The sequence below is a fragment of the Pseudomonas asuensis genome (genome assembly GCF_014646755.1).
In the GTDB taxonomy this organism is placed as follows: Bacteria; Pseudomonadota; Gammaproteobacteria; order Pseudomonadales; family Pseudomonadaceae; genus Chryseomonas; species Chryseomonas asuensis.
In genome coordinates this window covers 56,218-79,044 of the sequence record NZ_BMNW01000010.1, presented here as the reverse complement: position 1 = coordinate 79,044, position 22,827 = coordinate 56,218, and the positions used below count along the sequence as shown (strand labels likewise).

The following is a 22,827-nucleotide window of genomic DNA, read 5'->3' as shown; positions in this document are numbered from 1 at the left end:
AGGTGCCTGGCTAATTCCAGGCTAGGCTTCTGTCGGAGTCAAGCGTTCGAAAAGTGCTTCGATGATATTAAAGCGCTCCTCGGGACGCTCCATTGGTACTTGGAACTTAAAGAGGGTCGCACCCTCCAGTCGATACTTATTAGGCTGGCTTTGGATCATCTTGACCAAGACCAGCGGGTCAACTTTCGTATCATGCGTGAACTCAATACGACCACCTTGCGGACCAGCATCGACCTTCACGACGCCCAAGGCCTCTGCCTTGATCTTCATAAGGGTCAGGCGAACCAGATTCTTGACGGCATTCGGCAGCAAGCCGAAGCGATCAATCATCTCTACCTGCAATTCCTTTAGCGCATCCTCATCCGCTGCAGAGGCGATACGCTTGTACAGGATCAAGCGCGTGTGGACATCCGGCAGATAGTCTTCGGGAATAAGTGCGGGAACCCGTAGGTTGATGTCCGGGCCACCTCCAAGAGGTTGTTCCAGATTCGGCTGTTCACCCTTGCGGATAGCCTTGACGGCACGCTCCAGCATTTCCATGTACAGTGTAAAGCCCACCGCCTGAATCTGGCCGCTTTGGCCTTCTCCCAGCAGCTCGCCAGCGCCACGTATTTCAAGGTCATGAGTTGCCAGAATAAAGCCGGCACCCAAATCCTGTGCGCCTGCAATAGCTTCGAGGCGTTTCTCGGCATCAGGTGTCATGCCTTTGCGTGGGGGCGTCAGCAGATAGGCGTAAGCCTGGTGGTGGCTTCGTCCAACACGTCCGCGCAGCTGATGTAGCTGAGCCAATCCGAACTTGTCTGCACGCTCGATGATAATGGTGTTGGCGCTGGGCACGTCAATCCCGGTCTCGATAATGGTCGACGCCACAAGCACATTAAAACGCTTGTGGTAGAAGTCGCTCATCACCTGTTCCAGTTCTCGCTCTCGCATCTGTCCATGGCCAATACCGATACGGGCTTCCGGCACTAGTTCAGCAAGATCACGTGCACACTTTTCAATGGTCTTTACTTCGTTGTGAAGGTAGTAGACCTGTCCGCCACGCAGCAGCTCACGAAGCAGCGCCTCCTTGATAACAGCGTTCTGCTGCTCCATGATAAACGTTCGCACCGATAACCGTCGAGCCGGTGGGGTAGCGATGATGGACAAATCACGCATGCCCGCAACCGCCATATTGAGTGTGCGGGGAATCGGTGTTGCCGTTAGCGTCAGGATATCGACCTCACTGCGTAGCGCCTTGAACTGTTCTTTCTGGCGTACCCCGAACCGGTGCTCCTCATCGATGATGACAAGTCCTAGGTTCTTGAACTTCACGTCGTCCTGCAGCAGTTTGTGCGTTCCGATAATGATGTCGATATTACCGTCAGCCAGCTCTTGCACAGCCTTTTCAATATCTTTAGCAGATTTGAAGCGAGACATGACTTCAACCCGCACAGGCCAATCGGCAAAGCGGTCGCGAAAACTGTTGTAGTGCTGCTGCGCCAGTAGGGTTGTGGGAACCAGAACAGCAACTTGCTTGCCGCTGTGTACAGCTACAAACGCGGCTCGCATGGCCACTTCAGTTTTACCGAAGCCTACATCTCCACAGACCAGGCGATCCATAGGCTTGCCAGACAGCATGTCTTTCAATACAGCATCGATGGCGACTTGTTGGTCAGGTGTTTCCTCGAAAGGGAAGCCTGCTGCAAAGGTTGCGTAGTCAGCCTTGGGATCGTTGAAGGCAAAGCCTTCTCGTGCGGCGCGGCGCGCATAAACATCCAAGAGCTCAGCGGCAACGTCACGCACCTGCTCGGCGGCTTTGCGTTTAGCTTTCTGCCAGGTCTCTGAGCCTAGCCTGTGTAACGGGGCGAGGGCATCGTCAGCACCTGAGTAACGGGCAATAAGATGCAGATTAGCAACCGGCACGTAGAGCTTGGCTTCGTCTGCATATTCCAGTAGCAAAAACTCTTGCGCCTGACCTTCCAGCTCTAGCGTTATCAGGCCCATATAGCGGCCAACGCCATGATCGATATGGACGACCGGTGCGCCTTCGCGTAGCTCCGTAAGGTTCTTGACGACGTTGTCGCCATGCTCGCTGCGCTTTTCTCGGCGACGGCGCTGCATGATTCGCTGGCCGAACAGGGGGGTCTCGGCAATCAGGGCAACGTCCGGCCTTTCGAGTAACAAGCCTTCATCGAGCGGTGCAATCGTAATCGACAGGCGCTCTTCGGTGTCTTGAAAGCCTTCCCAGCCCTCTACGGTTGCAGGACGCAGGTTAATGCGTGCCAGCAGCTCAAGCAGTACTTCGCGTCTGCCGGCGGACTCTGCTGTAAACAGAATGCGTCCGTTAAAGTCGGCAAGGAAATTCTGTAAAGCGGCCAAGGGCTGACTGGCTTTGGCTTCAATGGCAAGATTAGGCAGTGGCCTTGCTGAAAAACGCTCACGCCCTACGCCTGATTCAATGTCATCGCTGCTGATAACAATTCGTGGCCATTGCTTGAGGCGGCCAAAACACTCTTCTACCGGAAGAAAAACTTCAGCTGGCGGAAGCAGGGGACGCTCCGGATCGACACGACGATCTTCGTATCGGGTGCGTACGTCTGTCCAGAATTGCTCGGATGCCTGTTCGATCCCAGGGAGCGAAAAGACCTGAGCGCTTTGGGGCAAGTAATCGAATAGCGTCGATGTCTCGTCAAAGAATAGTGGTAGGTAATACTCAATACCTGCTGGAGTCAGGCCGCTCGCCAGATCTTGATAAAGAGGGCTGCGGCGATAATCCACATCGAAGCGCTCCCGAAAGCGAGCCCTGAACCCTGTTATGGCCTCTTTATGCAGAGGAAACTCTCGTGCAGGAAGCAGTCGGATTGAGTCAACCTTGTCGATTGATCGCTGTGTCTCTGGATCAAATGTGCGCAGTGTCTCAATTTCGTCATCAAACAAATCGATCCGATACGGCAGGCTGCTACCCATCGGGAAGAGATCGATCAGTGCTCCACGGACTGTAAATTCGCCATGCTCGTAGACGGTATCGACATAGCGATAACCCGCTGCCTCCAGGCGAGCCCGCATCGCCTCTACGTCCAGGCGCTGGCCAATATCCAGTACAAGGCTGCTTCCTAACAGAAAACGAGTAGGTGCCATGCGATGTAGGGCTGTTGCAATAGGCACTACCAAAATGCCGTGATCAAGCTCGGGAAGACGATAGAGCGCAGCCACACGCTGGGAAATAATGTCTTGGTGCGGCGAAAAAATATCGTAAGGCAACGTTTCCCAGTCAGGGAAATGCAATACGGGAAGCCTGGGGGCGAAGAATCGTAGCTCCTGTTCGAGGCGCTCGGCGCTTTGGCTATCCGGCGTCAAAAGTAAGGTGAAGCGTTGGCTTGCAGCAGTTGCAGCCTCCGCGATGGCCAGACTTAGCGCGGCTCCGGGGAGATTTCCCCAATGCTGCCGTCCAGCGGTATCAGGAATTGATGGAATACGCAAAACGGGCACGCGGGTTAGGCTCCGTTGAAAAAAATCAGAGTTGAGATTGTAACGACGGTCTCGTCTCGCTGTCAGTGCATCGACGCGCGAAGATTGCCGGTTCAGGCAGGTGCGGTCATAATGTAGTTCCTTTTGTTAGCCCCTACATATGGAAGGTATCACCGTGAGTCAGAACTCCGACCAGTGTCTTGGTGAATGGATCGATCGTGAGGCGATTGCGGAGGCAATGATTCCGCTGATCGGTCAGCTCTACCGTAATAATAATGTTGTGACCTCTATATATGGGCGTGGTTTGGTTAATCGTTCAGTGATCGCCATTCTTAAGGCGCATCGCTTTGCACGTCAGGTCGATGATGTTGCATTGTCTGTACACGATACCTATCCGCTGCTTAAGGCTATTAGTGAACTTGAACTAGGTGCCGCCTCCATTGATTTGGCGCGTCTGAGCTTGAAATTCAAGCAGGCGGGGGCAGGGCGTGATCTAAAAGAATTCCTGCGCGAAGAATTGGCTGCCGTTGTAGGTAAGCAGGGCACCGAAAAGCGCCAGGGAACTGATGTAGTTCTGTATGGCTTTGGCCGTATCGGACGTTTGCTTGCACGTATTCTTATCGAGCACTCTGGCAGTGGCGACGGCCTGCGTCTGCGCGCTATCGTGGTACGCAAAGGTGCCGAAAACGATCTGGTCAAGCGCGCCAGCCTGTTGCGTCGTGACTCAGTACATGGCTCCTTCGAGGGCACTATTACTGTAGACGAGACCAACAATACAATCTGCGCCAATGGCACGCTTATTCAGGTAATTTATTCCAATGATCCGACCGCGGTGGACTACACCCAGTACGGTATCAAGGATGCGATTATTGTTGATAACACCGGTAAATGGCGTGATGCCGAAGGACTATTCCAGCATCTCAAGTGCCCGGGTGCATCCCGCGTAGTGTTGACAGCGCCTGGTAAGGGCTCGCTCAAAAACATCGTTCACGGCATCAATCACAACACCATTAGCCCGGAAGATACTATCGTTACGGCGGCTTCCTGCACGACCAATGCCATCGTGCCGATCCTGAAGGCCGTTAATGATAAGTACGGCATTATCAGTGGTCATGTTGAAACGGTTCACTCGTTTACCAACGACCAAAACCTGATCGATAACTTCCATAAGGGTGATCGCCGCGGTCGTAGCGCGCCATTGAATATGGTTATTACCGAGACTGGCGCTGCGAAGGCCGTGGCCAAGGCGTTACCAGAGCTGGCTGGCAAGCTGACAGGCAATGCCATTCGCGTGCCCACGCCAAACGTATCGATGGCCATCCTGAATCTGAACCTTGAAAAAGGCACCAGTAAGGAAGAGATCAACGAGTACCTACGCTACATGGCTCTGCACTCGGATCTTCACAAGCAGATCGATTTCGTCAACTCACCTGAGGTGGTATCCAGCGACTTCGTTGGGTCTCGTCATGCAGGTATAGTCGATGCAGGCGCTACCATCTGTAGCGATAACCGCGCCGTTCTATACGTCTGGTACGACAATGAATTCGGCTATAGCTGCCAGGTTGTTCGAGTGCTTGAGGAAATGGCTGGTGTAAATCCACCGGCTTATCCGACTGTTTAAGCATTTATTGTAAAGAGACGAAAACGGGAGCTTAGGCTCCCGTTTTTATTTATCGCTTTAAAATGAAAAGATTTTTCTAGTGTGACGAAAGGTCGCAACAAGAGGATAGGTGTACCCTATATAGAGATCATCGCTTAAATCGGGTTGCCGTAGAGCTGGCGATGATGTGCTCGACGCTCATGAGCGATCGGTTCGTTTTTTCGAGGAGTAATCATGGCTGTCTATAACTATGACGTAGTGGTGCTGGGATCGGGCCCAGCAGGCGAGGGCGCTGCAATCAATGCAGCCAAGCACGGTCGCAGGGTGGCGGTCGTGGACAGTCGCCAGGTTATTGGGGGAAATTGCATCCACCTGGGCACCATTCCGTCAAAGGCTCTGCGTAACTCAGTCAAGCAGATCATTCATTTCAATAATAATCCGATGTTCCGTACGATTGGCGAGCCTCGCTGGTTTTCATTTCCGGACGTGCTCAAGAGCGCTGAGCGTGTCATTGGGAAGCAGGTCAACTCACATACGTCCTACTTTGCCCGTAACCGGGTCGATGTGTATTTCGGAACGGCAAGCTTTATTGATGAACACACGATTAATGTCATCAATCCTAATGGGGGAACCGAACAACTGGTCGGCAAGCAGATTGTCATTGCCACAGGTTCGCGTCCCTATCGCCCTGCTGATGTTGATTTCTCCCATCCGCGTGTCTATGACAGCGATACCATTCTGACCTTAAGCCACACGCCACGGCGCCTGATCATTTACGGGGCCGGCGTTATTGGTTGTGAGTATGCATCTATCTTCAGTGGGCTAGGCGTTCTTGTTGACCTGATCGATACGCGTGATCAGCTGCTCAGCTTTCTGGATGATGAAATTTCCGATGCACTCAGCTATCACTTGCGCACCAATAATGTACTCATTCGCCATAATGAAGAGTACGAGCGTATTGAAGGACTGGAGCATGGGGTCGTCCTGCATCTGAAATCAGGCAAGAAGCTGCGTGCTGACGCGCTCCTGTGGTGTAACGGACGTACCGGCAATACCGACCAATTAACACTGGAAAATGTCGGTATTGAAGTGAATAGCCGTGGCCAGATCAACGTGGATGAGAATTACCGGACCAGCTGCCCGAATATTCTGGCTGCTGGAGACGTCATCGGCTGGCCAAGCCTTGCCAGCGCTGCGTTTGACCAGGGGCGTTCAGCGGCAGGCAATATTCTTGATGACGATTCGGCGCGCTATGTCGACGACATTCCTACAGGGATTTATACAATTCCTGAAATCAGTTCTCTTGGTAAAAATGAGCGTGATCTGACCCAGGCCAGGGTGCCTTATGAGGTCGGGAAGGCCTTCTTTAAGAGCATGGCGCGAGCGCAGATCTCAGGTGAGCCTGTGGGTATGCTCAAGATTCTGTTCCATCGCGAAACCTTGGAAGTACTTGGCGTTCACTGCTTCGGTGACCAGGCATCCGAGATTTTGCACATCGGACAGGCCATCATGAACCAGAAAGGTCCAGGCAATAACATCAAATACTTCATCAATACAACATTCAACTACCCCACCATGGCTGAAGCGTATCGCGTAGCAGCCTTTGATGGACTAAACCGGCTTTTCTAAGCCGGTTTAGTGTAGGTTTTATGGTCATCCAGCACGGTTCTAGCCAGTGCTGGATAATCCGTAATCAAGCTATCGGCACCAAAGTCGATAAGGCGCCGCATCAAAGAAGGCTCATTCACCGTCCATACCGATACGTGCAGGCCTTGGCGCTGGGCTTTTAAGAGACGTTCTGGCGTGCACAGCGCCCAGTTGAGTGCGAGTAAATGGCAGTTATAACTAGCGGCTACCTTTAACGGATCCAGCCAGGCGTACTCTGCAACCAGCCCTCGCTTAATCCAGGGCGTGTCCCGGTTAAGGGCTCTTAGGACTTCGCGCGAGCTTGACGTTACTGTAATCCGATCGCTGAGATTAAAGCGTTTTGCCAGCTCGTCTATCGCCTTGACGGTTCGTGCTGCCCTGACACGCGAGGCACTCTTGACCTCAAGCTGCCAATGCTCGAAATCCACCTGTTCGAAAAGCTCTTCCAGGCGCGGAATGGGGCATGGCCGCGGCCATGATGGACCTGCCATGCGGGCATCATAGGTAACAAGGGTATCGGCTGGCAGCTCGGCGACCTTGCCGCGTCGGCCTGTGGTGCGCTTGAGTGTAGGGTCGTGAATAACCATCAGCTCTCCATCATTGGACAGGTGAAGGTCTAGCTCACAGCGGTTTACACCGGCCTGCAAGCACTGCTCGAAGCTTGCCAGCGTATTCTCAGGTGCCTCGCCTTTGGCTCCTCGATGACCGTAAATGACTGTCATGGTGTTTCCCTACGATTGGATGGCTGATGATCACGAACAGCATCAATAACACGGTTGTTTTCAAAATAGACGCTGAAGTCGCGATAGTCCCAGCGAGTGATGGGAGGCTTACCTACGGCTGGATGTTCCATATCGGGCAACCCGAAGCGATTGAGCACTTCGGAGCGAAGCTGTCCAGGGTAGGGCAGTGCAGCATGACTGTCGCCTTGCTGGCCAATAGGGATTGAGAGCGTATCGGCAAAGATGGCTGTTGTGCCAAACGCAAGCCAAAGACCCAGCCAGTACCTCACTGTTCGTCCTTGGGTTGCGCTCTGAGCGTACGCCGCTCATGAGCCTGCTTCTTGAATATGTGCCGAGCCAGCAGTTGGCGCTGGGCATCGCTAATATCCACAAAACTGGTGCCTATTTCATAGCCGTCCGGTGCAGCTGGCTGGCAATGAATAACTTCGGCATTCAACTCAAGGCCTAGGGCTTGTGGCATCAGAATCATACGTAGGCTTATCTGGGTACCCAGTGGAAACGCCTCTGGGTTCTGAAAGCTGATGCCCCCCTCGGAAAGCACGACAGGTCTAGGCTCTCCAATCTCATGTATCAAGTTCCAGGTAAGTGCCTGCCCTAGAAGATCGACTCTTTTGTTGAGCAGCTTTACGCAGGCTGCAATAGAGCGATCACGCTCATTGAAGCTACGCAAGAGATGCTGTGATTCAAACTCCAGAAGATGCATTTCGCTCAACAGGTCAAACAAAGGTGACGCATTAGACGTGACGGATTGTTCTGTCCCGGTAATCGGGGTGATTTCCAGTGCGATCGAGTCTGTGATGCGATAGTATTCGCGGCGTTCATCCGCGTCTGGTGTAGTCATGGTAAGCCCACAGCGATGATCGAAGCGTTGAGTGTAATGCCTGCTGATAGGGGCATGCCAGTGTGTAAACTGGCGCTTTGTCGGGGCTGTGAAGCAACAGGGATTCGCTCTGCCTGAAGTGGCGAACGCTGCATATATGAGTGTAGTCGAGCTTGGGACTAAAACGGTTGCTCTGTATTGTTTGCCGTTTCCCTTGTCCATAAGGACTCGCTTGCGTCCCATTCCTGCTTAAGCCTGGATATGTTTAGACCACTACCTATCTACATCGGCATGCGTTATGTGCGTGCCAAGCGAAGAAATCACTTCGTTTCGTTTATCTCGCTGACCTCAATGGTCGGATTAGCACTGGGTGTGCTGGTCATGATCGTAGTGTTGTCGGTTATGAATGGGTTCGATCGCGAGATGCGTGATCGAGTCCTGGGAATGATCCCTCATGCCACTTTGGAGTCCTATCAGCCGATTGATGACTGGCGGATCGTTGCCGATCAAGCCAAAAAGAATCCTCAGGTAGCAGCCGTTGCGCCTTTTACTCAGCTACAGGGCATGCTGACTCAGGATAAAGCGGTTCAGACCGTGCTTCTCAATGCGATCGAGCCGAATGAAGAGCCGAAGGTTTCAATTATCAGCGACTTCATGCGTGAGGGTAAGCTGACTGACCTGAAGCCAGGTGGTTTTGGCGTCATTATCGGAACATTGGCGGCGCAGAAACTGGGCGTAAAGCTAGGCGACAAGGTTACTTATATCGCGCCTGAAGTAGCTGTGACGCCTGCCGGTATGTTTCCGCGTATGAAGCGACTTACTGTCGTCGGTATCTTTAGTGTAGGAGCCGGGGAGCTAGATGGCTCGGTGGGCTTGATCCATGTTGAGGATGCAGCTCGTCTGCAGCGCTGGCAGCCAAGTCAGGTTCAGGGTATCCGCCTGAAACTGCACGATTTGTTCAAGGCGCCTCAGGTCTCGTGGGATGTTGTTCGATCACTGGCAAGTGATAACGAAGACTTCTATGCGCGCGATTGGACCCGTACCCATGGCAACCTGTATCAAGCTATTGGAATGGAAAAGACCATGATTGGTCTTCTGCTTCTTTTGATCGTGGCAGTGGCAGCTTTCAACATCATCTCAACGTTAGTCATGGTCGTAACGGACAAGACCTCCGATATCGCCATTTTACGTACGCTGGGTGCTACTCCACGCCAGATCATGTTTATTTTCATGGTCCAGGGAACCTTCATTGGCGTGATCGGGACTCTGCTGGGCTGCGTACTGGGCATCATTGCCGCACTTAATGTCAGTGGCTTTATTGCCTGGCTGGAGCGAATGACAGGACACCACTTCCTGAATGCGCAGGTGTATTTCATTAATTATCTGCCATCCCAGTTACAGCTCAATGATGTCTTATGGGTGTGTGGTGCCTCTTTACTGCTGAGTTTTCTTGCCACCCTGTACCCTTCCTGGAGTGCTGCACGCACCCAGCCTGCCGAGGCGTTGCGTTATGAGTGAACAAGCCGTATTGCGCTGCCAGAATCTGGGCAAGCGTTACGAAGAAGGTCCACAGACCGTTAACGTCCTGACTGGCGTAGAGTTGGAGCTGCTTCCTGGAGAGCGTGTATCGATCGTAGGCAGCTCCGGCTCGGGAAAGACCACATTGCTGAATCTGTTGGGCGGGCTCGATACGCCTAGCCAAGGCAGCGTATGGCTGGACGGTGAAGAGCTTTCAGCGCTCAATGAGAAGGCGCGGGGCTTGTTGCGTAACCGCGCCATGGGGTTCGTCTACCAGTTTCATCACCTGCTACCGGAGTTCAGTGCGCTGGAAAATGTCTGCATGCCGTTGCTCATTGGACGGGCCTCGATAGCAGATGCGCGGCAGAAAGCTTCTGCGTTACTGGAGCGAGTAGGGTTGGGGCATCGGCTGAGTCACAAACCAGCTGAGCTATCAGGCGGCGAGCGCCAGCGAGTTGCCATCGCACGAGCATTGGTCAATCAGCCCAAGCTCGTGTTGCTGGATGAGCCTACGGGCAACCTTGACCAGCATACGGCTCATGGTATCCAGCAAATGATGCTTGAGCTTTCTACTTCCTTGCGTACGACCTTTCTCGTAGTGACTCATGATCAATCGCTGGCGGGTCAAATGGATCGTATCTTGCGCCTGGAAGATGGCCGCCTGGTTCCGGCCTGACGGCCTTTCCTCTACTGAAACAGTGTAAGGCGAAATGTTCAGACCTTTATCTCTTTTCATTGGATTGCGATATACACGGGCAAAGCGCCGTAAGTCGTTTATCTCCTTTTTTTCTCTGGTCTCGATGATCGGTCTGACGCTGGGTGTGTTGGCCATGATTCTTGTGCTGTCAGTCATGAACGGCTTTCAGCAGGAAATGCGCACTCGAATTCTGGGTATGGTGCCCCATGCGACCATAAGTGCAGAACAGCCGTTTGCCGACTGGAAAAGCGTAGCCGACAAGGCTGCTCAGCAGCCTCATGTACTGGCTGCAGTTCCCTATACCCAGCTGCAAGGCATGTTATCGCAGCGCGGTCGTATGCAGCCGCTGTTGGTGGATGGTGTTGATCCAGAGCTTGAGCCCAAGGTTTCGATCATTGGCGATCGGATGGTTCAAGGGCAATTGGATAACCTCAAGGCAGGCGAGTTTGGCATTATTATCGGTGAGATCACGGCTCATCGGTTCCAGCTTGGTATGGGCGATAAGGTTACTATTATCGTTCCAGAGGTAACGTCCGCCGCAGGTAATATCACCCCGCGGATGCGTCGCTTTACAGTCGTAGGTATTTTCAAGGTGGGTGCTGAACTTGACGGTTCCCTAAGCCTGATCAATGTGGCCGATGCAGCTCCGTTGAAAGGCTGGGAGCCTGGGCTTGTACAAAGCGTTCGCCTTGCATTTGATGATCTATTCAAGGCACCCCAATACTCTCGCCAGGTCGCCGGTGCCATTGGGGCAGGTTATGAGGCGCAGGATTGGACGAGTACCCAGGGCAGTCTGTTCCAGGCCATGAACATGGAAAAGACCATGATTGGCCTGCTGCTTCTGCTGATTGTGGCTGTAGCTGCCTTTAATATCATTGCAACACTGATCATGGTTGTCGCTGATAAAAAAGCGGATATAGCTATCTTGCGTACATTAGGCGCTACGCCCCGTCAGATCATGTTTGTCTTCATGGTGCAGGGCACTGTCATCGGCGTGGTGGGTACGTTTATCGGCGGCGTGCTCGGTGTAATTGCCGCCCTCAACGTAAGTCGGTGGATTTCGGCGCTTGAGCGTATTGTCGGGCACAAAATATTTGGCTCGGACATGTACTTCATCAGTAATCTGCCCTCTGATCTGCAGCTGAACGACGTGATGCTTATCTGTGGTGCTGCATTGTGTATGAGCTTTTTGGCTACCTTGTATCCGGCTTGGCGTGCATCACGTACAGAGCCTGCCGAGGCATTGCGATATGACTGATAGCGCCGTGTTACGCTGCGTTGATATTGGTAAGCGCTATGTAGAAGGGCCTGAGACAGTCGAGGTGCTGTCAGGCGTCAATCTAAATCTGCAGCCGGGCGAGCGTATTTCCATTGTAGGAAGCTCCGGCTCAGGTAAGACTACATTGCTGAACTTGCTAGGCGGTCTGGATACGCCTTCTCAGGGCAGTGTGTGGCTGGCGGGCGAAGAGTTGTCTCGTCTTGGTGAGAAAGCACGTGGCCTGCTGCGTAACCGCGCCATGGGTTTCGTCTATCAGTTTCATCACCTGCTTCCAGAGTTCAGCGCATTAGAAAATGTCTGCATGCCCTTGCTGATCGGATCTACCTCAATCCCGGAGGCTAGAGAGCGTGCCGCTCAATTGCTCAAGCGGGTAGGGTTAGGGCATCGTTTGAGCCATAAGCCTGCTGAATTGTCTGGCGGTGAAAGACAGCGAGTTGCAATAGCCAGGGCGCTCATCAATCAACCCAAGGTGGTTCTGCTGGATGAGCCCACGGGCAATTTGGATCAGCATACCGCTCAAAGCATTCAAGAACTGATGCTTGAGTTGAGTGACTCGCTGAGTACAGCCTTTCTGATAGTGACACATGATCTGGCGCTCGCAGCCCAGATGGATCGTTGCTTAAAGTTAGCTGAGGGGCGTTTGGCTAACGCATAAGGCAAGGCTCGGCAGGATGCTGGGCTTTTATTCTCAGGCTTCGATGGAGCGGAGTCATGCGTACAGGGATTGTTGCATTCATTGCAGGCCTTCTGGCGCTGCGTTTTCTGCCGGAATTACCTGGTCAAGAGGTTCTTATTGCCTGCTTGATCGTTTCGGTAGGTCTGATCTTTCTGCCTCGTCTATATGTAGTAGGCGCCTTCTTGATGGGCTTTGGCTGGGCTTGTTTGTCCGCTCAGTGGGCACTCGATGATCGTCTGGCTGATGCTTTGGATGGTCGAGTAGTCTGGCTTGAAGGAACTGTCGTAGGGCTTCCTGAATTACGTGAAGGCTCGACACGTTTTCTGTTGAAAGACGCGCAAAGTCGACATGGGGCTTTACCAAGCCGTATACGCGTCACATGGTCGAATGCGCCAGCAGTACGATCGGGAGAGCGATGGCGCTTGGCTGTCGAGCTGCAAAAGCCGGGCGGGCTCCATAACTTCCGCGGGATGGATGGCGAAGCCTGGATGTTGGCTCATCGGATCGGCGCGAGTGGGGCTGTAAAGGCAGGGCAGAGGCTTTCCCATCAGGCCAGCGTGGATGCCTGGCGAGATGCGTTAAGGCAGCAACTATTGCAGCTTGATGCCTTTCAGCGAAACGGTGGTCTGGCCGCGCTGGTTTTGGGCGATGGTTCAGGCATCTCAGCTCAGGATTGGCAGCTGCTGCAGACTACAGGCACTACCCATCTCATGGTGATTTCCGGCCAGCACATTACATTGCTTTCTGGGTTTGTGTTTGCGCTGGTTGCTGGTTTAGCGCGTTTGGGGTACTGGCCCGCCCGTTTACCATGGTTTCCGATTGCCTGTGTGTCTGCACTTCTTTCAGCGGCAGGATATGGGTTTCTGGCTGGTTTTGACGTTCCGGTAAGACGAGCTTGCGCCATGATTGCTCTTGTTACGTTTTGGCGTTTACGTTTTCGCTATCTCGGGGCATGGGTACCTGTAGGAGTTGCCTTGGCGGTGGTGCTGGCTGCTGAGCCTCTGGCAAGCCTGACGCCAGGTTTCTGGTTGTCCTTTATGGCGGTTGGCTTATTGATCTGGATTTTTGCCGGTCGGTTGGGGCAATGGAATTCCTGGCGTAGTTGGGGGCGAGCCCAATGGATGATGGCGATAGGGTTAGCACCCGTTTTGCTGGCTCTTGATCTGCCGGTAAGTCTGTCCGGGCCAGTTGCTAATCTTATTGCCGTCCCTTGGGTTGATTTTCTCGTAGTGCCAGCTGCCTTGCTTGGCGCTGTATTTCTGCTGACGATTCCTCCCTTGGGCAAGCTTCTGTTGTGGTGCTCAGGAGCAACTCTTGACGGGCTTTTCACGTTTCTTCAGTACTTATCGGTTCTGGCTCCAGCTTGGCAAGGGCTGCTGGTGCCTGCATGGGCCGTCGCTTTAGGTATGTTGGGTGTGTTGCTATGGCTGGCACCAGACGGATTGCCGGTCAGGCCCTTGGCACCATTTCTGTTGGTTCCTTTATTTTGGCCGCCAGTCAATCAGCCTGCCTCAGGGCTGGCAAACGTAGTCGTACTGGACGTCGGTCAGGGCTTATCCGTACTTATACAAACCAAAAGCCATTCGATACTGTATGACGCCGGACCGCTTGGTCGAGGCTATGACGCAGGTGAGCGAGTCGTTGTGCCTAATTTGAGGGCAATGGGAATCAGGCATTTGGATATGATGTTGATCAGCCATGGTGATGCAGATCATGCAGGAGGCGCCGCTGCTGTCTTTGGAGGAATAAAAGTCGATCAGGTCATTACCGGGGAAGTGAAGCGTCTTCCTGGCAGTCTCCATCCTATTTCTTGTGAGGATAATCAACGCTGGGTATGGGAGGGCGTCATGTTTACTGTCTGGCAACCTAGTCCCTTAATGAAAGGCAATGCTGCGTCATGCGTGCTTATGGTTGAGGCAGCAGGCGAGCGCCTGTTTCTTACCGGTGATATAGACGAAAAGGCCGAGCGTCGCCTTATAGAGTCTGGTCGGGATATTCATGCTCAGTGGTTGCTGGCGCCTCATCATGGCAGTCGAACCGCTTCAAGCGAATCTTTCCTTAAAGTGGTGCGACCTGAATATGCCTTGATCTCGAGGGGAATTCACAACAACTTTGGCCATCCACATGCACAAGTGATCAGTCGTTATGAACGTCATGGCGTCCAGATTTACGATACAGCCTTGAGCGGCGCAATATCATTTACCCTCGGTAAGCATGATTTGCCACAAGGCGCTCGTCAGAAGCGTTATTTCTGGCAAGAAAAATGACCGGCGCTTCGTGATAGAGTTGCGCACTTTTAAGGAAAGGGTTCAGGGCGTGTTCGAACTTGTCAAAGCAGGCGGCTGGATGATGCTGCCAATAATTTTAAGCTCTATCATAGGTATGGCTATCGTAGCTGAGCGGTTATGGACACTGCGGCGCACACGGGTCGTTCCGCCACAATTGTTGGCTCAGGTGTGGAAGTGGCTGCAAGATAACTCGTTGACCAGTGAGAAGCTCAAGGAGTTACGTGCCAATTCTCCTCTGGGCGAGGTAATGGCTGCAGGCCTTGCCAATTCTCGCCACGGTCGTGAAGTCATGAAGGAGGCGATTGAGGAGGCGGGTAGCCGGATCGTGCATGATCTGGAGCGCTATCTGAATACCTTGGGTACCATTGCGGCTATGGCACCGTTGATGGGCCTGCTGGGTACTGTATTCGGCATGATCGAAATCTTCAGCTCCTTTATGGAGAGCGGATTGGCTAATGCTCCGGTGTTGGCTGGAGGGATCTCCAAGGCGCTGCTAACCACTGCTGCGGGCCTGATCGTGGCTATTCCCGCAGTATTTTTCCATCGATTCCTGCTGCGTCGCGTTGATGAGCTGATTGTCTCCATGGAGCAAGAGTCCATCAAATTGGTTGAGGTTGTTCAGGGTGATCGCGAAGTAGACTTCGTCACTGAAGGTACCAAAGCGTGAAGTTCCGTCGTAAATCAGGCGGGGCTGCAAGAGATGAAGCCTCCGTCAATTTGACATCTCTGATCGATGTTGTGTTTGTTCTGCTGTTGTTCTTTGTTGTGACCACCACGTTCAACAAGCCTAGTCAGTTGAACCTTGAGTTGCCAGAAGCGCAGAGTGCAGAACCTGCCGAAGCAGCTGCAAAGGATCTAGAGATCAGCATTTCAGCCGAGGGCGTCATTTCGCTGAATGATCAGACGTTGGCCAAAAGCGACCTGACTTCGCTCATGACTGCATTGCAGCGTGAGTCAAACGGCGATAATACGGTGCCGCTGATTATTTCCGCTGATGGACGTACGCCTCATCAGGCCGTAGTGACAGCAATGGATGCGGCTGGAAAGCTGGGCTTTTCTCGTATACGCATCACTACAGTTGGGGCTCAGGCAGAAAAACAGTGAGTATTTCCTCACGGCTTCTCAGGGCTTGGTACCGTGGTCACCCAGCCCTGAACGCTTTAAAACCCTTAGAAGCCCTGTATTGTCATATTGCTCGTCGAAAACGGAAACGTTTTCTGGAAAGCGATAAGGGCGTTTTTACTTCGCCTGTCCCTGTGCTTGTTGTAGGGAATCTGACTGTTGGTGGCACAGGCAAAACACCAATGATTCTCTGGCTGATCGAGCACTGTCGTCGCCGTGGCTTGCGAGTCGGCGTCGTAAGTCGGGGCTATGGTGCGAAGCCGCCACACTTTCCTTGGCGGGTAAAGCCGGACCAGCTACCTGCCGTTGCAGGTGACGAGCCATTGCTTATCGTTCAGCGGACCCAAGTGCCTCTTGTCATTGCGCCTGATCGTCCCGCTGCGGTTCAGGAATTATTGCGAACTGAATCGTTAGATCTCATTCTGAGTGACGATGGTTTACAGCATTATGCGCTTGCGCGTGATCTTGAGCTTGTCATGGTAGATGCGGCGAGGGGCTTTGGTAACAAGCGATGCCTCCCGGCAGGCCCCCTTAGAGAACCTATTGAGCGTCTGCTGAGTGTTGATGCCATTCTTTATAATGGAGGCGTTAGTGATACGGAAGATGGCTATTCAGTTCAGCTAAGACCGACCGCCTTGATCAACCTGATGACAGGTGAGCGCCGACCCCTCAACTACTTCTCTCCTGGGCAGGACGTTCATGCGCTGGCTGGGATCGGTAATCCTGATCGCTTCTTCAATACGCTCGAATCGTTACAGTGGCGACCCATTACCCATCCCTTTGCCGACCATGCGGTCTATACCGCTGAGCGGCTACGTTTCCAGCCGGCTTTGCCTTTAATCATGACTGAAAAGGATGCCGTTAAATGCAAGGCTTTCGCAGCTCCTGATTGGTGGTATCTTGCCGTAGATGCTCAGCCTTCGACCGCCTTTATTTCCTGGCTGGATGGACGGCTGGACACGTTACAGGCTCAATAACTTAATTACCCAACAAGGATTCCTTATGGATCTTAAGCTTCTCGACATCCTGGCCTGTCCTCTTACCAAGAGCCCACTCAAGCTAAGTGAAGACAAGAGCGAGTTGATTAGCAAGGCCGCGGGGCTTGCGTATCCGATCCGGGATGGCATTCCGGTCATGCTGGAAAGCGAGGCTCGCGTACTCAGTGTTGATGAGCGTCTGGATAAATGAGCGCTTCGTATACCGTAGTCATTCCTGCTCGTTTTGCCTCCAGCCGTTTGCCTGGCAAGCCTCTGCAGGATATTGCGGGCAAGCCCATGATTCAGCACGTCTGGGAGCAGGCGAGTAAAAGTAGCGCCACTCAGGTAGTAGTCGCTACGGACCATGCGGATATCATGACGGCCTGCGAGCGTTTCGGTGCACATGCGCTGCTGACGCGTATCGATCATGCCTCGGGAACCGACAGGCTTGCAGAAGTCGTAGAGCTGATCGGGTTGCCAGACGATGCCATTATTGTGAATGTTCAGGGGGACGAGCCACTTGTTCCACCGTCCATTATCAATCAGGTTGCTCAAAACCTTGCTGCTCACCCTGAGGCGGGGATTGCTACGCTGGCTGAGCCTATTCACGATATTGCTACGTTATTTAACCCGAACGTCGTCAAGGTTGTAAGTGATCAGAACGGACTGGCCTTGTCGTTTAGTCGAGCGCCCATGCCTTGGGCGCGTGATGCCTTTGCGACAAGCCGTGATGCTATGCCTCCAAACGTTCCGTACCGACGTCATATTGGCATCTATGCCTATCGAGTGGCGTTCCTGCGAGACTTTGTACAGTGGGGCGCGTGCTGGCTTGAGAATACGGAAGCCCTGGAGCAATTGCGTGCGCTTTGGCATGGTGTGCGGATTCATGTAGCGGACGCTATTGAGGCACCAGCGGCTGGAGTAGACACCTTTGAAGATCTGGAGCGGGTTCGCCGAATACTAGGAGGCGAGTAGTGCGTATCCTGTTTGTCTGCATGGGAAACATCTGTCGTTCGCCTACAGCCGAAGCTATTTTTCGCGATAAGCTCGCCAAGGCGGGTCTGCTGGAGAAAGTCTTTGTCGACTCGGCAGGAACAGGCGATTGGCACGTAGGCAAGCCGCCTGATCCACGTTCTGTCCGCGAAGGGGCAAGGCGGGGATATGACCTGTCAGGTTTACGCGCGCGACAAGTCACGCCTGAGGATTTCTATTCGTTTGATCTGATTCTGGCGATGGACCATGAAAATATAGTTTTCCTGTCCGAGCTTCGCCCTTCTAACTCTACAGCCCAAGTAGATCTTTTGCTTCAGCGTTATGGTTCTCAAGTGAGTGAGGTGCCGGATCCCTATTTCGGTGGGGATGCGGGTTTTACACATGTTATCGATTTGCTTGAAAAGGCATGCGACGAGCTTGTGCATGAAGTAAGGAGGCGGCTTGAGTCTGGTAGTGCGTGAGTGGGTTTGTCTCAAGCCTTTTAATACGTTTGGTTTCAATGTGCGGGCGCGCTTTTACGCTGAAGCGCACACTGACGATGACGTTCATGAGGCTATAAAGTTTGCTGACAAGCAAGGCGTTCCGCTGTACATCCTTGGCGGTGGCAGCAATCTCGTGTTGACAGAGGATATCCGAGCCTTAGTGCTGCATATGCGTAGCCAGGGTGTTCGTCTTCTGCAAGAGAGCGCAGAAGGAGATGCTGTTGTCGAGGCGGAGGCGGGCGAGTCATGGCATGGCTTGGTCGAAGCTTCATTGGATATGGGGCTGAGCGGGTTAGAAAATTTGAGCCTTATACCGGGGACTGTTGGCGCTTCCCCTATGCAGAACATTGGTGCTTATGGCGTTGAGCTAAAGGATGTCTTCAATAGCTTGACAGCGCTGGATCGGACGACAGGTCAATGCCATGAGTTTACCCTTGAAGAGTGCTGTTTCGGTTATCGAGAAAGCCGGTTCAAGCAAGAGTCGGGTCGCTGGATCATACTTCGGGTTCGATTCAATCTAAGCAGGCATGGGGTTTTGCGCCTAGATTACGGCCCTATCCGAAAGCGCCTAGCAGAGCAGGGGATTAATGAGCCTTCTCCGCGAGCAGTAAGTCAGGCTGTTATAAGCATTCGGCAGGAAAAACTACCTGACCCTGCGGTGCTGGGTAATGCAGGAAGCTTCTTTAAAAATCCTGTGGTTTCAAATGAGCTAGCCGCAAAGCTCAGAGAGCGTTATAGCGACTTGGTTGTTTACCCTGTAACGAGCGAGCAAGTGAAGCTTGCGGCTGGTTGGTTAATCGACAAGGCAGGTTGGAAAGGCTTTCGTGAAGGAGATGCCGGAGTGCATGCACAGCAGGCGCTTGTCCTGGTTAACCATGGCGCTGCATCTGGTAAGGATATTGTCAATCTGGCACAGAAAATTCGTGCTGACATAGAAAGCCGGTTTTGCATCCTGTTGGAAATGGAGCCGGGAACGCTCAGTTGATTATCGCAGCGCAATAAAAAGGGATGCATATGCATCCCTTTTTATTTAGTGAGGCTTAAGGCTGCGGTTTAGGCACCTGCTTGTCCTCGTCATCTTCAGATGACTTTTTTGGCTCCTGTATCGTTTCCAGGTGAGGCTGTTGCTGCTCCGGGGCGGACGTTGAACGAGCAGGGTCCGCTGGGATTTCTGCAGGCTCAACCATCTGCGTCGGCAGCTGATTCAGGCTTTCAGTGCTTGGCGTTACGATTTCACCGGTTGGCGCAGGTTGGCTTTTTTCCAAAGGCCTATCCAGCAGTTGCTCATCACGCAGAGTCTGCGAAACCTCCTGATCTGTGACAGTGGCTGGGGCAGCCTCAACCACAGGCTCTGAGTCAGCGGCCATTATTGGAGAGGTATGCTCCTCAACCGCAGTAACCTCTGCAGAAAGGCTAGCTACAGGGAACGAACTGGTTGCAGCCTGCGCAGCTGCAGCTTCTTCCTGTTCACGTGCCAAGCGCTCGGCTTCACGCTGACGGCGACGGCGCTCACGGGGATCGTTAGGAGCGCGACCAGTAGAAGGCGGCGTTAACTTAGGCTGCTCTTCAGCTTCAGGTGTACGTTCGCTCTCTTGAGTAACCCGCTCCGCTTCAGAAGGAGTGGCCACTGGAGCTACAAATTTCTCTTCCTGTATAGGCGCTGTTTCAACAACTGCTTTAACCGGTTCTGTTTGGGGAGTATTTTGCTCTATTACCGCCACGGTTTGTTGAGTCTCCAAAGAGGTCTCGTGTTTAACCATTTCAATAACAGGCTGTTCCTCTGCAGGAGTAGTGGGAGCGCTTTGGTTAACTACCTCTGTTTCCTCCTGATACACCGGTTTTGGCTCTTTTCTTTCAACTACCGTTGTAGCTTCAGTCGCGTGGGCATTAACTACCTCGGCAATTACAGTGGCGCTGGCTAGGGAGTCAGTATTTGATTCCTCGGTCAGAGCAGCGGAGTCGCTGTCGTTTGCCTCGCCATGAGTATCGCGCTGACGCTCGCGTCGATTGCTACGACGGCGCTGACCACGGGAGCGGCGGCGTGGACGCTCGTCGTTATCTTGATCATCATTTTGATCATTTAGCTCGTCATCGTTTAGTTGCTCAGCTTCGACTGTTGCATCCTGACGTGTTTCGGCTTCCTCGCGGGCCTGACGACGCTCTGCGCGAGAAGGCCGATCGCTGCGGTTGGGCTGCTCTTCGCGAGCAGGGCGCTCGTCCTTGTTTGCACGTTCCTCACGGGCGGGACGTTCTTCACGAGCCTGGCGCTCTTCACGTGGCTGTCGCTCCTCGCGAGCAGGGCGCTCCTCACGAGCGGGGCGTTCAGCTCGTGGCTGGCGTTCTTCGCGCGGCGTACGCTCTTCCCGGCTTGGGCGCTCTTCTCGTACCGGCTGGCGCTCTTCGCGAGCAGGGCGCTCCGCACGTGGCTGACGTTCCTCGCGAGTGGGACGCTCTTCGCGGTTGTCGCGAGCCTGGGGCTGACGCTCTTCACGTGGTTTGCGTTCTTCGTCACGACGGTTATCGCGGCGGCGATTTTGCTGGCGGCCATTACGGCGCTCATCGGTGCGACGTGGTTCGCCGTTCGACTTGCTCGTTTCAGCGGCGACAACGGGCTCTTCTGACTTGCCAGCAAACAGACTGACCAGTGATCTTACCAATCCCTTGAACAGGCTGGGTTCAGGCTGGTGTGCGGGTTTGGCAGGTGCTTCAACTTGCGGCACTGGCGTTCGTTCAGGTGCAACTTTCACAGCGGCTTCCTGACGTACAAGGGTTCGAGTAGCGCTTGCAGGCTGAATCTCTTCGGCTTCGCTATGAGTCATTTCATAGCTGGACTGCACATTCAACAGATCCGGATTGTCATCACGCAGGCGTATGACTTCAAAGTGAGGGGTTTCAATATGATCATCTGGAAGAATGATGATGCGAACCCGGGTGCGTAATTCAATCTTGGTAATGCTGTTGCGCTTCTCATTTAATAGGAAAGAAGCAACTTGCAGCGGTACACGTGCGCGGACTTCCGCCGTCCGATCTTTAAGAGCTTCTTCTTCAATCAGGCGCAAGATAGCAAGCGATAGGGATTCGACGTCTCGGATAATGCCTTGACCGTTACAGCGTGGGCAAACAATCCCACTGGTCTCTCGTAGAGAGGGGCGTAGGCGCTGACGAGACATTTCCAAAAGACCGAATCGAGAAATACGGCCAATCTGTACGCGAGCACGGTCGGCTTCGAGTGCTTCGCGCATGCGGTCTTCTACGGCGCGTTGGTTTTTCACCGGCGTCATATCGATAAAGTCGATAACGATCAGGCCACCGATATCCCGCAAACGTAATTGGCGGGCAATCTCTTCAGCCGCCTCAAGGTTTGTCTGCAGCGCTGTTTCTTCGATGTCACCGCCTTTAGTGGCGCGCGCAGAGTTGATATCGATCGAAACTAGAGCTTCGGTGGGGTCGATTACAATCGAGCCGCCAGACGGCAATTTTACTTCCCGCTGGAATGCTGTTTCGATCTGGCTTTCGATCTGGAAGCGATTAAATAGAGGCACGCTGTCCTGGTAGAGCTTGATCTTGCTCTGGTACTGAGGCATGACCTGGCGGATGAAGCTCAACGCTTCTTCCTGCGCTTCTACGCTATCGATAAGAACTTCGCCGATATCCTGGCGCAGGTAATCACGAATGGCTCGAATGATGACGTTGCTTTCCTGATATATCAGGAACGGCGCGCTACGCTCAATAGAGGCTTCCTTGATAGCAGACCAGAGCTGAAGCAGGTAATCGAGGTCCCATTGCAGCTCTTCAGTGCTACGGCCAAGGCCTGCCGTACGAACAATCAGTCCCATGTCGGCGGGTGCATCCAGTCCGTTCAAGGCTTCGCGCAATTCGTTACGTTCTTCGCCCTCAATCCGGCGAGAGATGCCGCCTGCTCGTGGGTTGTTTGGCATCAGAACCAGATAGCGGCCAGCCAAGCTGATAAAGGTTGTTAGCGCAGCGCCCTTGTTGCCACGCTCTTCCTTTTCAACCTGAACAATGACTTCTTGGCCTTCGGACAGGACTTCCTTGATGTTGATGCGGCCTTCTGGCGCTTTCTTGAAATATTCGCGAGAGATTTCTTTGAGGGGGAGAAAGCCATGACGCTCTGAGCCGAAGTCGACAAAGGCTGCTTCAAGGCTGGGCTCGATGCGAGTAATGCGGCCCTTATAAATATTAGCCTTTTTCTGTTCACGAGCCCCTGACTCGATATCCAGATCAAATAGTTTTTGGCCATCTACTAACGCAACACGTAGCTCTTCAGGCTGCGTGGCATTGATGAGCATTCTTTTCATGTAATACCGTCGGTTTCCGGGCTACCGGAAACGGCGTTCGGCACACACGACTCGCCGAGGGTCGGTGCTTGGGGTCGTATCAAAAACGGAGCCATCCGTCTTTGTGTCCAGCAGTACTCGGTTGTATGCCGAGCCGCGACTACGTCTCCTGCTTGCTGTCGTAACAGCAGCAACGTCAAACAGTCAGGAGGAGGAATAAACTATCGAAAGCGGACG

General features: G+C 53.2%; 19 protein-coding genes. 14 read left to right on the top strand and 5 right to left on the bottom strand.

All coding sequences use genetic code 11. The features are described from left to right. Positions 1-21: 21 nt before the first annotated feature. Positions 22-3,471, bottom strand: a complete 3,450-nt coding sequence (gene mfd, locus IEX86_RS19585; RefSeq protein ID WP_188867827.1) for a transcription-repair coupling factor — start codon at positions 3,469-3,471, stop codon at positions 22-24. A 154-nt stretch (positions 3,472-3,625) separates the two neighbouring features. On the opposite strand from mfd, the gene IEX86_RS19580 reads away from it, so the two are divergent. Both IEX86_RS19580 and sthA read left to right on the top strand, forming a co-directional pair. Next, positions 3,626-5,071, top strand: coding sequence for a glyceraldehyde-3-phosphate dehydrogenase (locus tag IEX86_RS19580; RefSeq protein ID WP_188867826.1), 1,446 nt, complete (start codon positions 3,626-3,628; stop codon positions 5,069-5,071). Between the two features lie 213 nt (positions 5,072-5,284). Further along, positions 5,285-6,679, top strand: coding sequence for a Si-specific NAD(P)(+) transhydrogenase (gene sthA / locus IEX86_RS19575; protein WP_188867825.1), 1,395 nt, complete (start codon positions 5,285-5,287; stop codon positions 6,677-6,679). Here the strand turns inward: sthA and IEX86_RS19570 are convergent. The 3 genes from IEX86_RS19570 to IEX86_RS19560 are packed head-to-tail and all read right to left on the bottom strand — an operon-like array spanning position 6,676 to position 8,281. Continuing rightward, entirely contained in the window at positions 6,676-7,419 is a 744-nt protein-coding gene (locus IEX86_RS19570) for a glycerophosphodiester phosphodiesterase (protein ID WP_188867824.1), read from the bottom strand. The two genes, sthA and IEX86_RS19570, sit on opposite strands and share 4 nt — an antisense overlap. After that, positions 7,416-7,709 carry a phosphodiesterase gene (locus tag IEX86_RS19565; RefSeq protein ID WP_188867823.1) on the bottom strand — a complete coding sequence of 98 codons (294 nt, stop codon included), beginning with the start codon at positions 7,707-7,709 and terminating at the stop codon, positions 7,416-7,418. Before IEX86_RS19565 ends, IEX86_RS19570 begins: the two co-directional genes overlap by 4 nt. After that, entirely contained in the window at positions 7,706-8,281 is a 576-nt protein-coding gene (locus IEX86_RS19560; protein WP_188867822.1) for a PilZ domain-containing protein, read from the bottom strand. The genes IEX86_RS19565 and IEX86_RS19560 overlap by 4 nt, the downstream gene beginning before the upstream one ends. A gap of 240 nt (positions 8,282-8,521) precedes the next feature. Here IEX86_RS19560 and IEX86_RS19555 point away from each other — a divergent pair, with 240 nt between their 5' ends. From IEX86_RS19555 to murB, 12 genes are read left to right on the top strand one after another with little or no spacing between them, the layout of a single operon-like run. After that, positions 8,522-9,778 carry a lipoprotein-releasing ABC transporter permease subunit gene (locus tag IEX86_RS19555; protein ID WP_188867821.1) on the top strand — a complete coding sequence of 419 codons (1,257 nt, stop codon included), beginning with the start codon at positions 8,522-8,524 and terminating at the stop codon, positions 9,776-9,778. Next, entirely contained in the window at positions 9,771-10,454 is a 684-nt protein-coding gene (gene lolD, locus IEX86_RS19550) for a lipoprotein-releasing ABC transporter ATP-binding protein LolD (protein ID WP_188867820.1), read from the top strand. The genes IEX86_RS19555 and lolD (IEX86_RS19550) overlap by 8 nt, the downstream gene beginning before the upstream one ends. Positions 10,455-10,488: 34 nt before the next feature. Further along, on the top strand, positions 10,489-11,733 hold the full coding sequence (locus IEX86_RS19545) for a lipoprotein-releasing ABC transporter permease subunit (protein WP_188867819.1): 1,245 nt from the start codon (positions 10,489-10,491) through the stop codon (positions 11,731-11,733). Beyond that, positions 11,726-12,409, top strand: coding sequence for a lipoprotein-releasing ABC transporter ATP-binding protein LolD (gene lolD / locus IEX86_RS19540; RefSeq protein ID WP_188867818.1), 684 nt, complete (start codon positions 11,726-11,728; stop codon positions 12,407-12,409). Before IEX86_RS19545 ends, lolD (IEX86_RS19540) begins: the two co-directional genes overlap by 8 nt. 56 nt (positions 12,410-12,465) lie before the next feature. Further along, positions 12,466-14,697, top strand: coding sequence for a DNA internalization-related competence protein ComEC/Rec2 (locus IEX86_RS19535; protein WP_188867817.1), 2,232 nt, complete (start codon positions 12,466-12,468; stop codon positions 14,695-14,697). A gap of 49 nt (positions 14,698-14,746) precedes the next feature. Then, a complete protein-coding gene (pocA, locus tag IEX86_RS19530) occupies positions 14,747-15,385 on the top strand; it encodes a flagellar polar localization protein PocA (protein WP_188867816.1) in 639 nt (212 codons plus the stop codon). Further along, positions 15,382-15,822, top strand: coding sequence for a flagellar polar localization protein PocB (gene pocB, locus IEX86_RS19525; protein WP_188867815.1), 441 nt, complete (start codon positions 15,382-15,384; stop codon positions 15,820-15,822). Before pocA ends, pocB begins: the two co-directional genes overlap by 4 nt. Further along, complete coding sequence (gene lpxK / locus IEX86_RS19520) at positions 15,819-16,817, top strand: tetraacyldisaccharide 4'-kinase (protein ID WP_188867814.1); 999 nt, start codon at positions 15,819-15,821, stop codon at positions 16,815-16,817. The genes pocB and lpxK overlap by 4 nt, the downstream gene beginning before the upstream one ends. Positions 16,818-16,842: 25 nt before the next feature. Further along, a complete protein-coding gene (locus IEX86_RS19515; RefSeq protein WP_188867813.1) occupies positions 16,843-17,028 on the top strand; it encodes a Trm112 family protein in 186 nt (61 codons plus the stop codon). Beyond that, positions 17,025-17,792, top strand: coding sequence for a 3-deoxy-manno-octulosonate cytidylyltransferase (kdsB, locus tag IEX86_RS19510; RefSeq protein ID WP_188867812.1), 768 nt, complete (start codon positions 17,025-17,027; stop codon positions 17,790-17,792). The genes IEX86_RS19515 and kdsB overlap by 4 nt, the downstream gene beginning before the upstream one ends. Beyond that, on the top strand, positions 17,792-18,271 hold the full coding sequence (locus IEX86_RS19505; protein WP_188867811.1) for a low molecular weight protein-tyrosine-phosphatase: 480 nt from the start codon (positions 17,792-17,794) through the stop codon (positions 18,269-18,271). Before kdsB ends, IEX86_RS19505 begins: the two co-directional genes overlap by 1 nt. Further along, positions 18,252-19,277, top strand: a complete 1,026-nt coding sequence (murB, locus tag IEX86_RS19500; RefSeq protein ID WP_188867810.1) for a UDP-N-acetylmuramate dehydrogenase — start codon at positions 18,252-18,254, stop codon at positions 19,275-19,277. The genes IEX86_RS19505 and murB overlap by 20 nt, the downstream gene beginning before the upstream one ends. Before the next feature lie 55 nt (positions 19,278-19,332). Here murB and rne read toward each other — a convergent pair whose 3' ends face one another. Next, positions 19,333-22,611, bottom strand: coding sequence for a ribonuclease E (gene rne, locus IEX86_RS19495; protein WP_188867809.1), 3,279 nt, complete (start codon positions 22,609-22,611; stop codon positions 19,333-19,335). Positions 22,612-22,827 lie beyond the last annotated feature (216 nt).

Coding starts and splice junctions, on each gene's coding strand:
- sthA (WP_188867825.1), top strand. CDS start 5,285: ATGGCTGTCTATAACTATGACGTAGTGGTGCTGGGATCGGGCCCAGCA.
- IEX86_RS19570 (WP_188867824.1), bottom strand. CDS start 7,419: ATGACAGTCATTTACGGTCATCGAGGAGCCAAAGGCGAGGCACCTGAG.
- IEX86_RS19560 (WP_188867822.1), bottom strand. CDS start 8,281: ATGACTACACCAGACGCGGATGAACGCCGCGAATACTATCGCATCACA.
- IEX86_RS19555 (WP_188867821.1), top strand. CDS start 8,522: ATGTTTAGACCACTACCTATCTACATCGGCATGCGTTATGTGCGTGCC.
- lolD (WP_188867820.1), top strand. CDS start 9,771: ATGAGTGAACAAGCCGTATTGCGCTGCCAGAATCTGGGCAAGCGTTAC.
- IEX86_RS19545 (WP_188867819.1), top strand. CDS start 10,489: ATGTTCAGACCTTTATCTCTTTTCATTGGATTGCGATATACACGGGCA.
- lolD (WP_188867818.1), top strand. CDS start 11,726: ATGACTGATAGCGCCGTGTTACGCTGCGTTGATATTGGTAAGCGCTAT.
- IEX86_RS19535 (WP_188867817.1), top strand. CDS start 12,466: ATGCGTACAGGGATTGTTGCATTCATTGCAGGCCTTCTGGCGCTGCGT.
- IEX86_RS19515 (WP_188867813.1), top strand. CDS start 16,843: ATGGATCTTAAGCTTCTCGACATCCTGGCCTGTCCTCTTACCAAGAGC.
- kdsB (WP_188867812.1), top strand. CDS start 17,025: ATGAGCGCTTCGTATACCGTAGTCATTCCTGCTCGTTTTGCCTCCAGC.
- rne (WP_188867809.1), bottom strand. CDS start 22,611: ATGAAAAGAATGCTCATCAATGCCACGCAGCCTGAAGAGCTACGTGTT.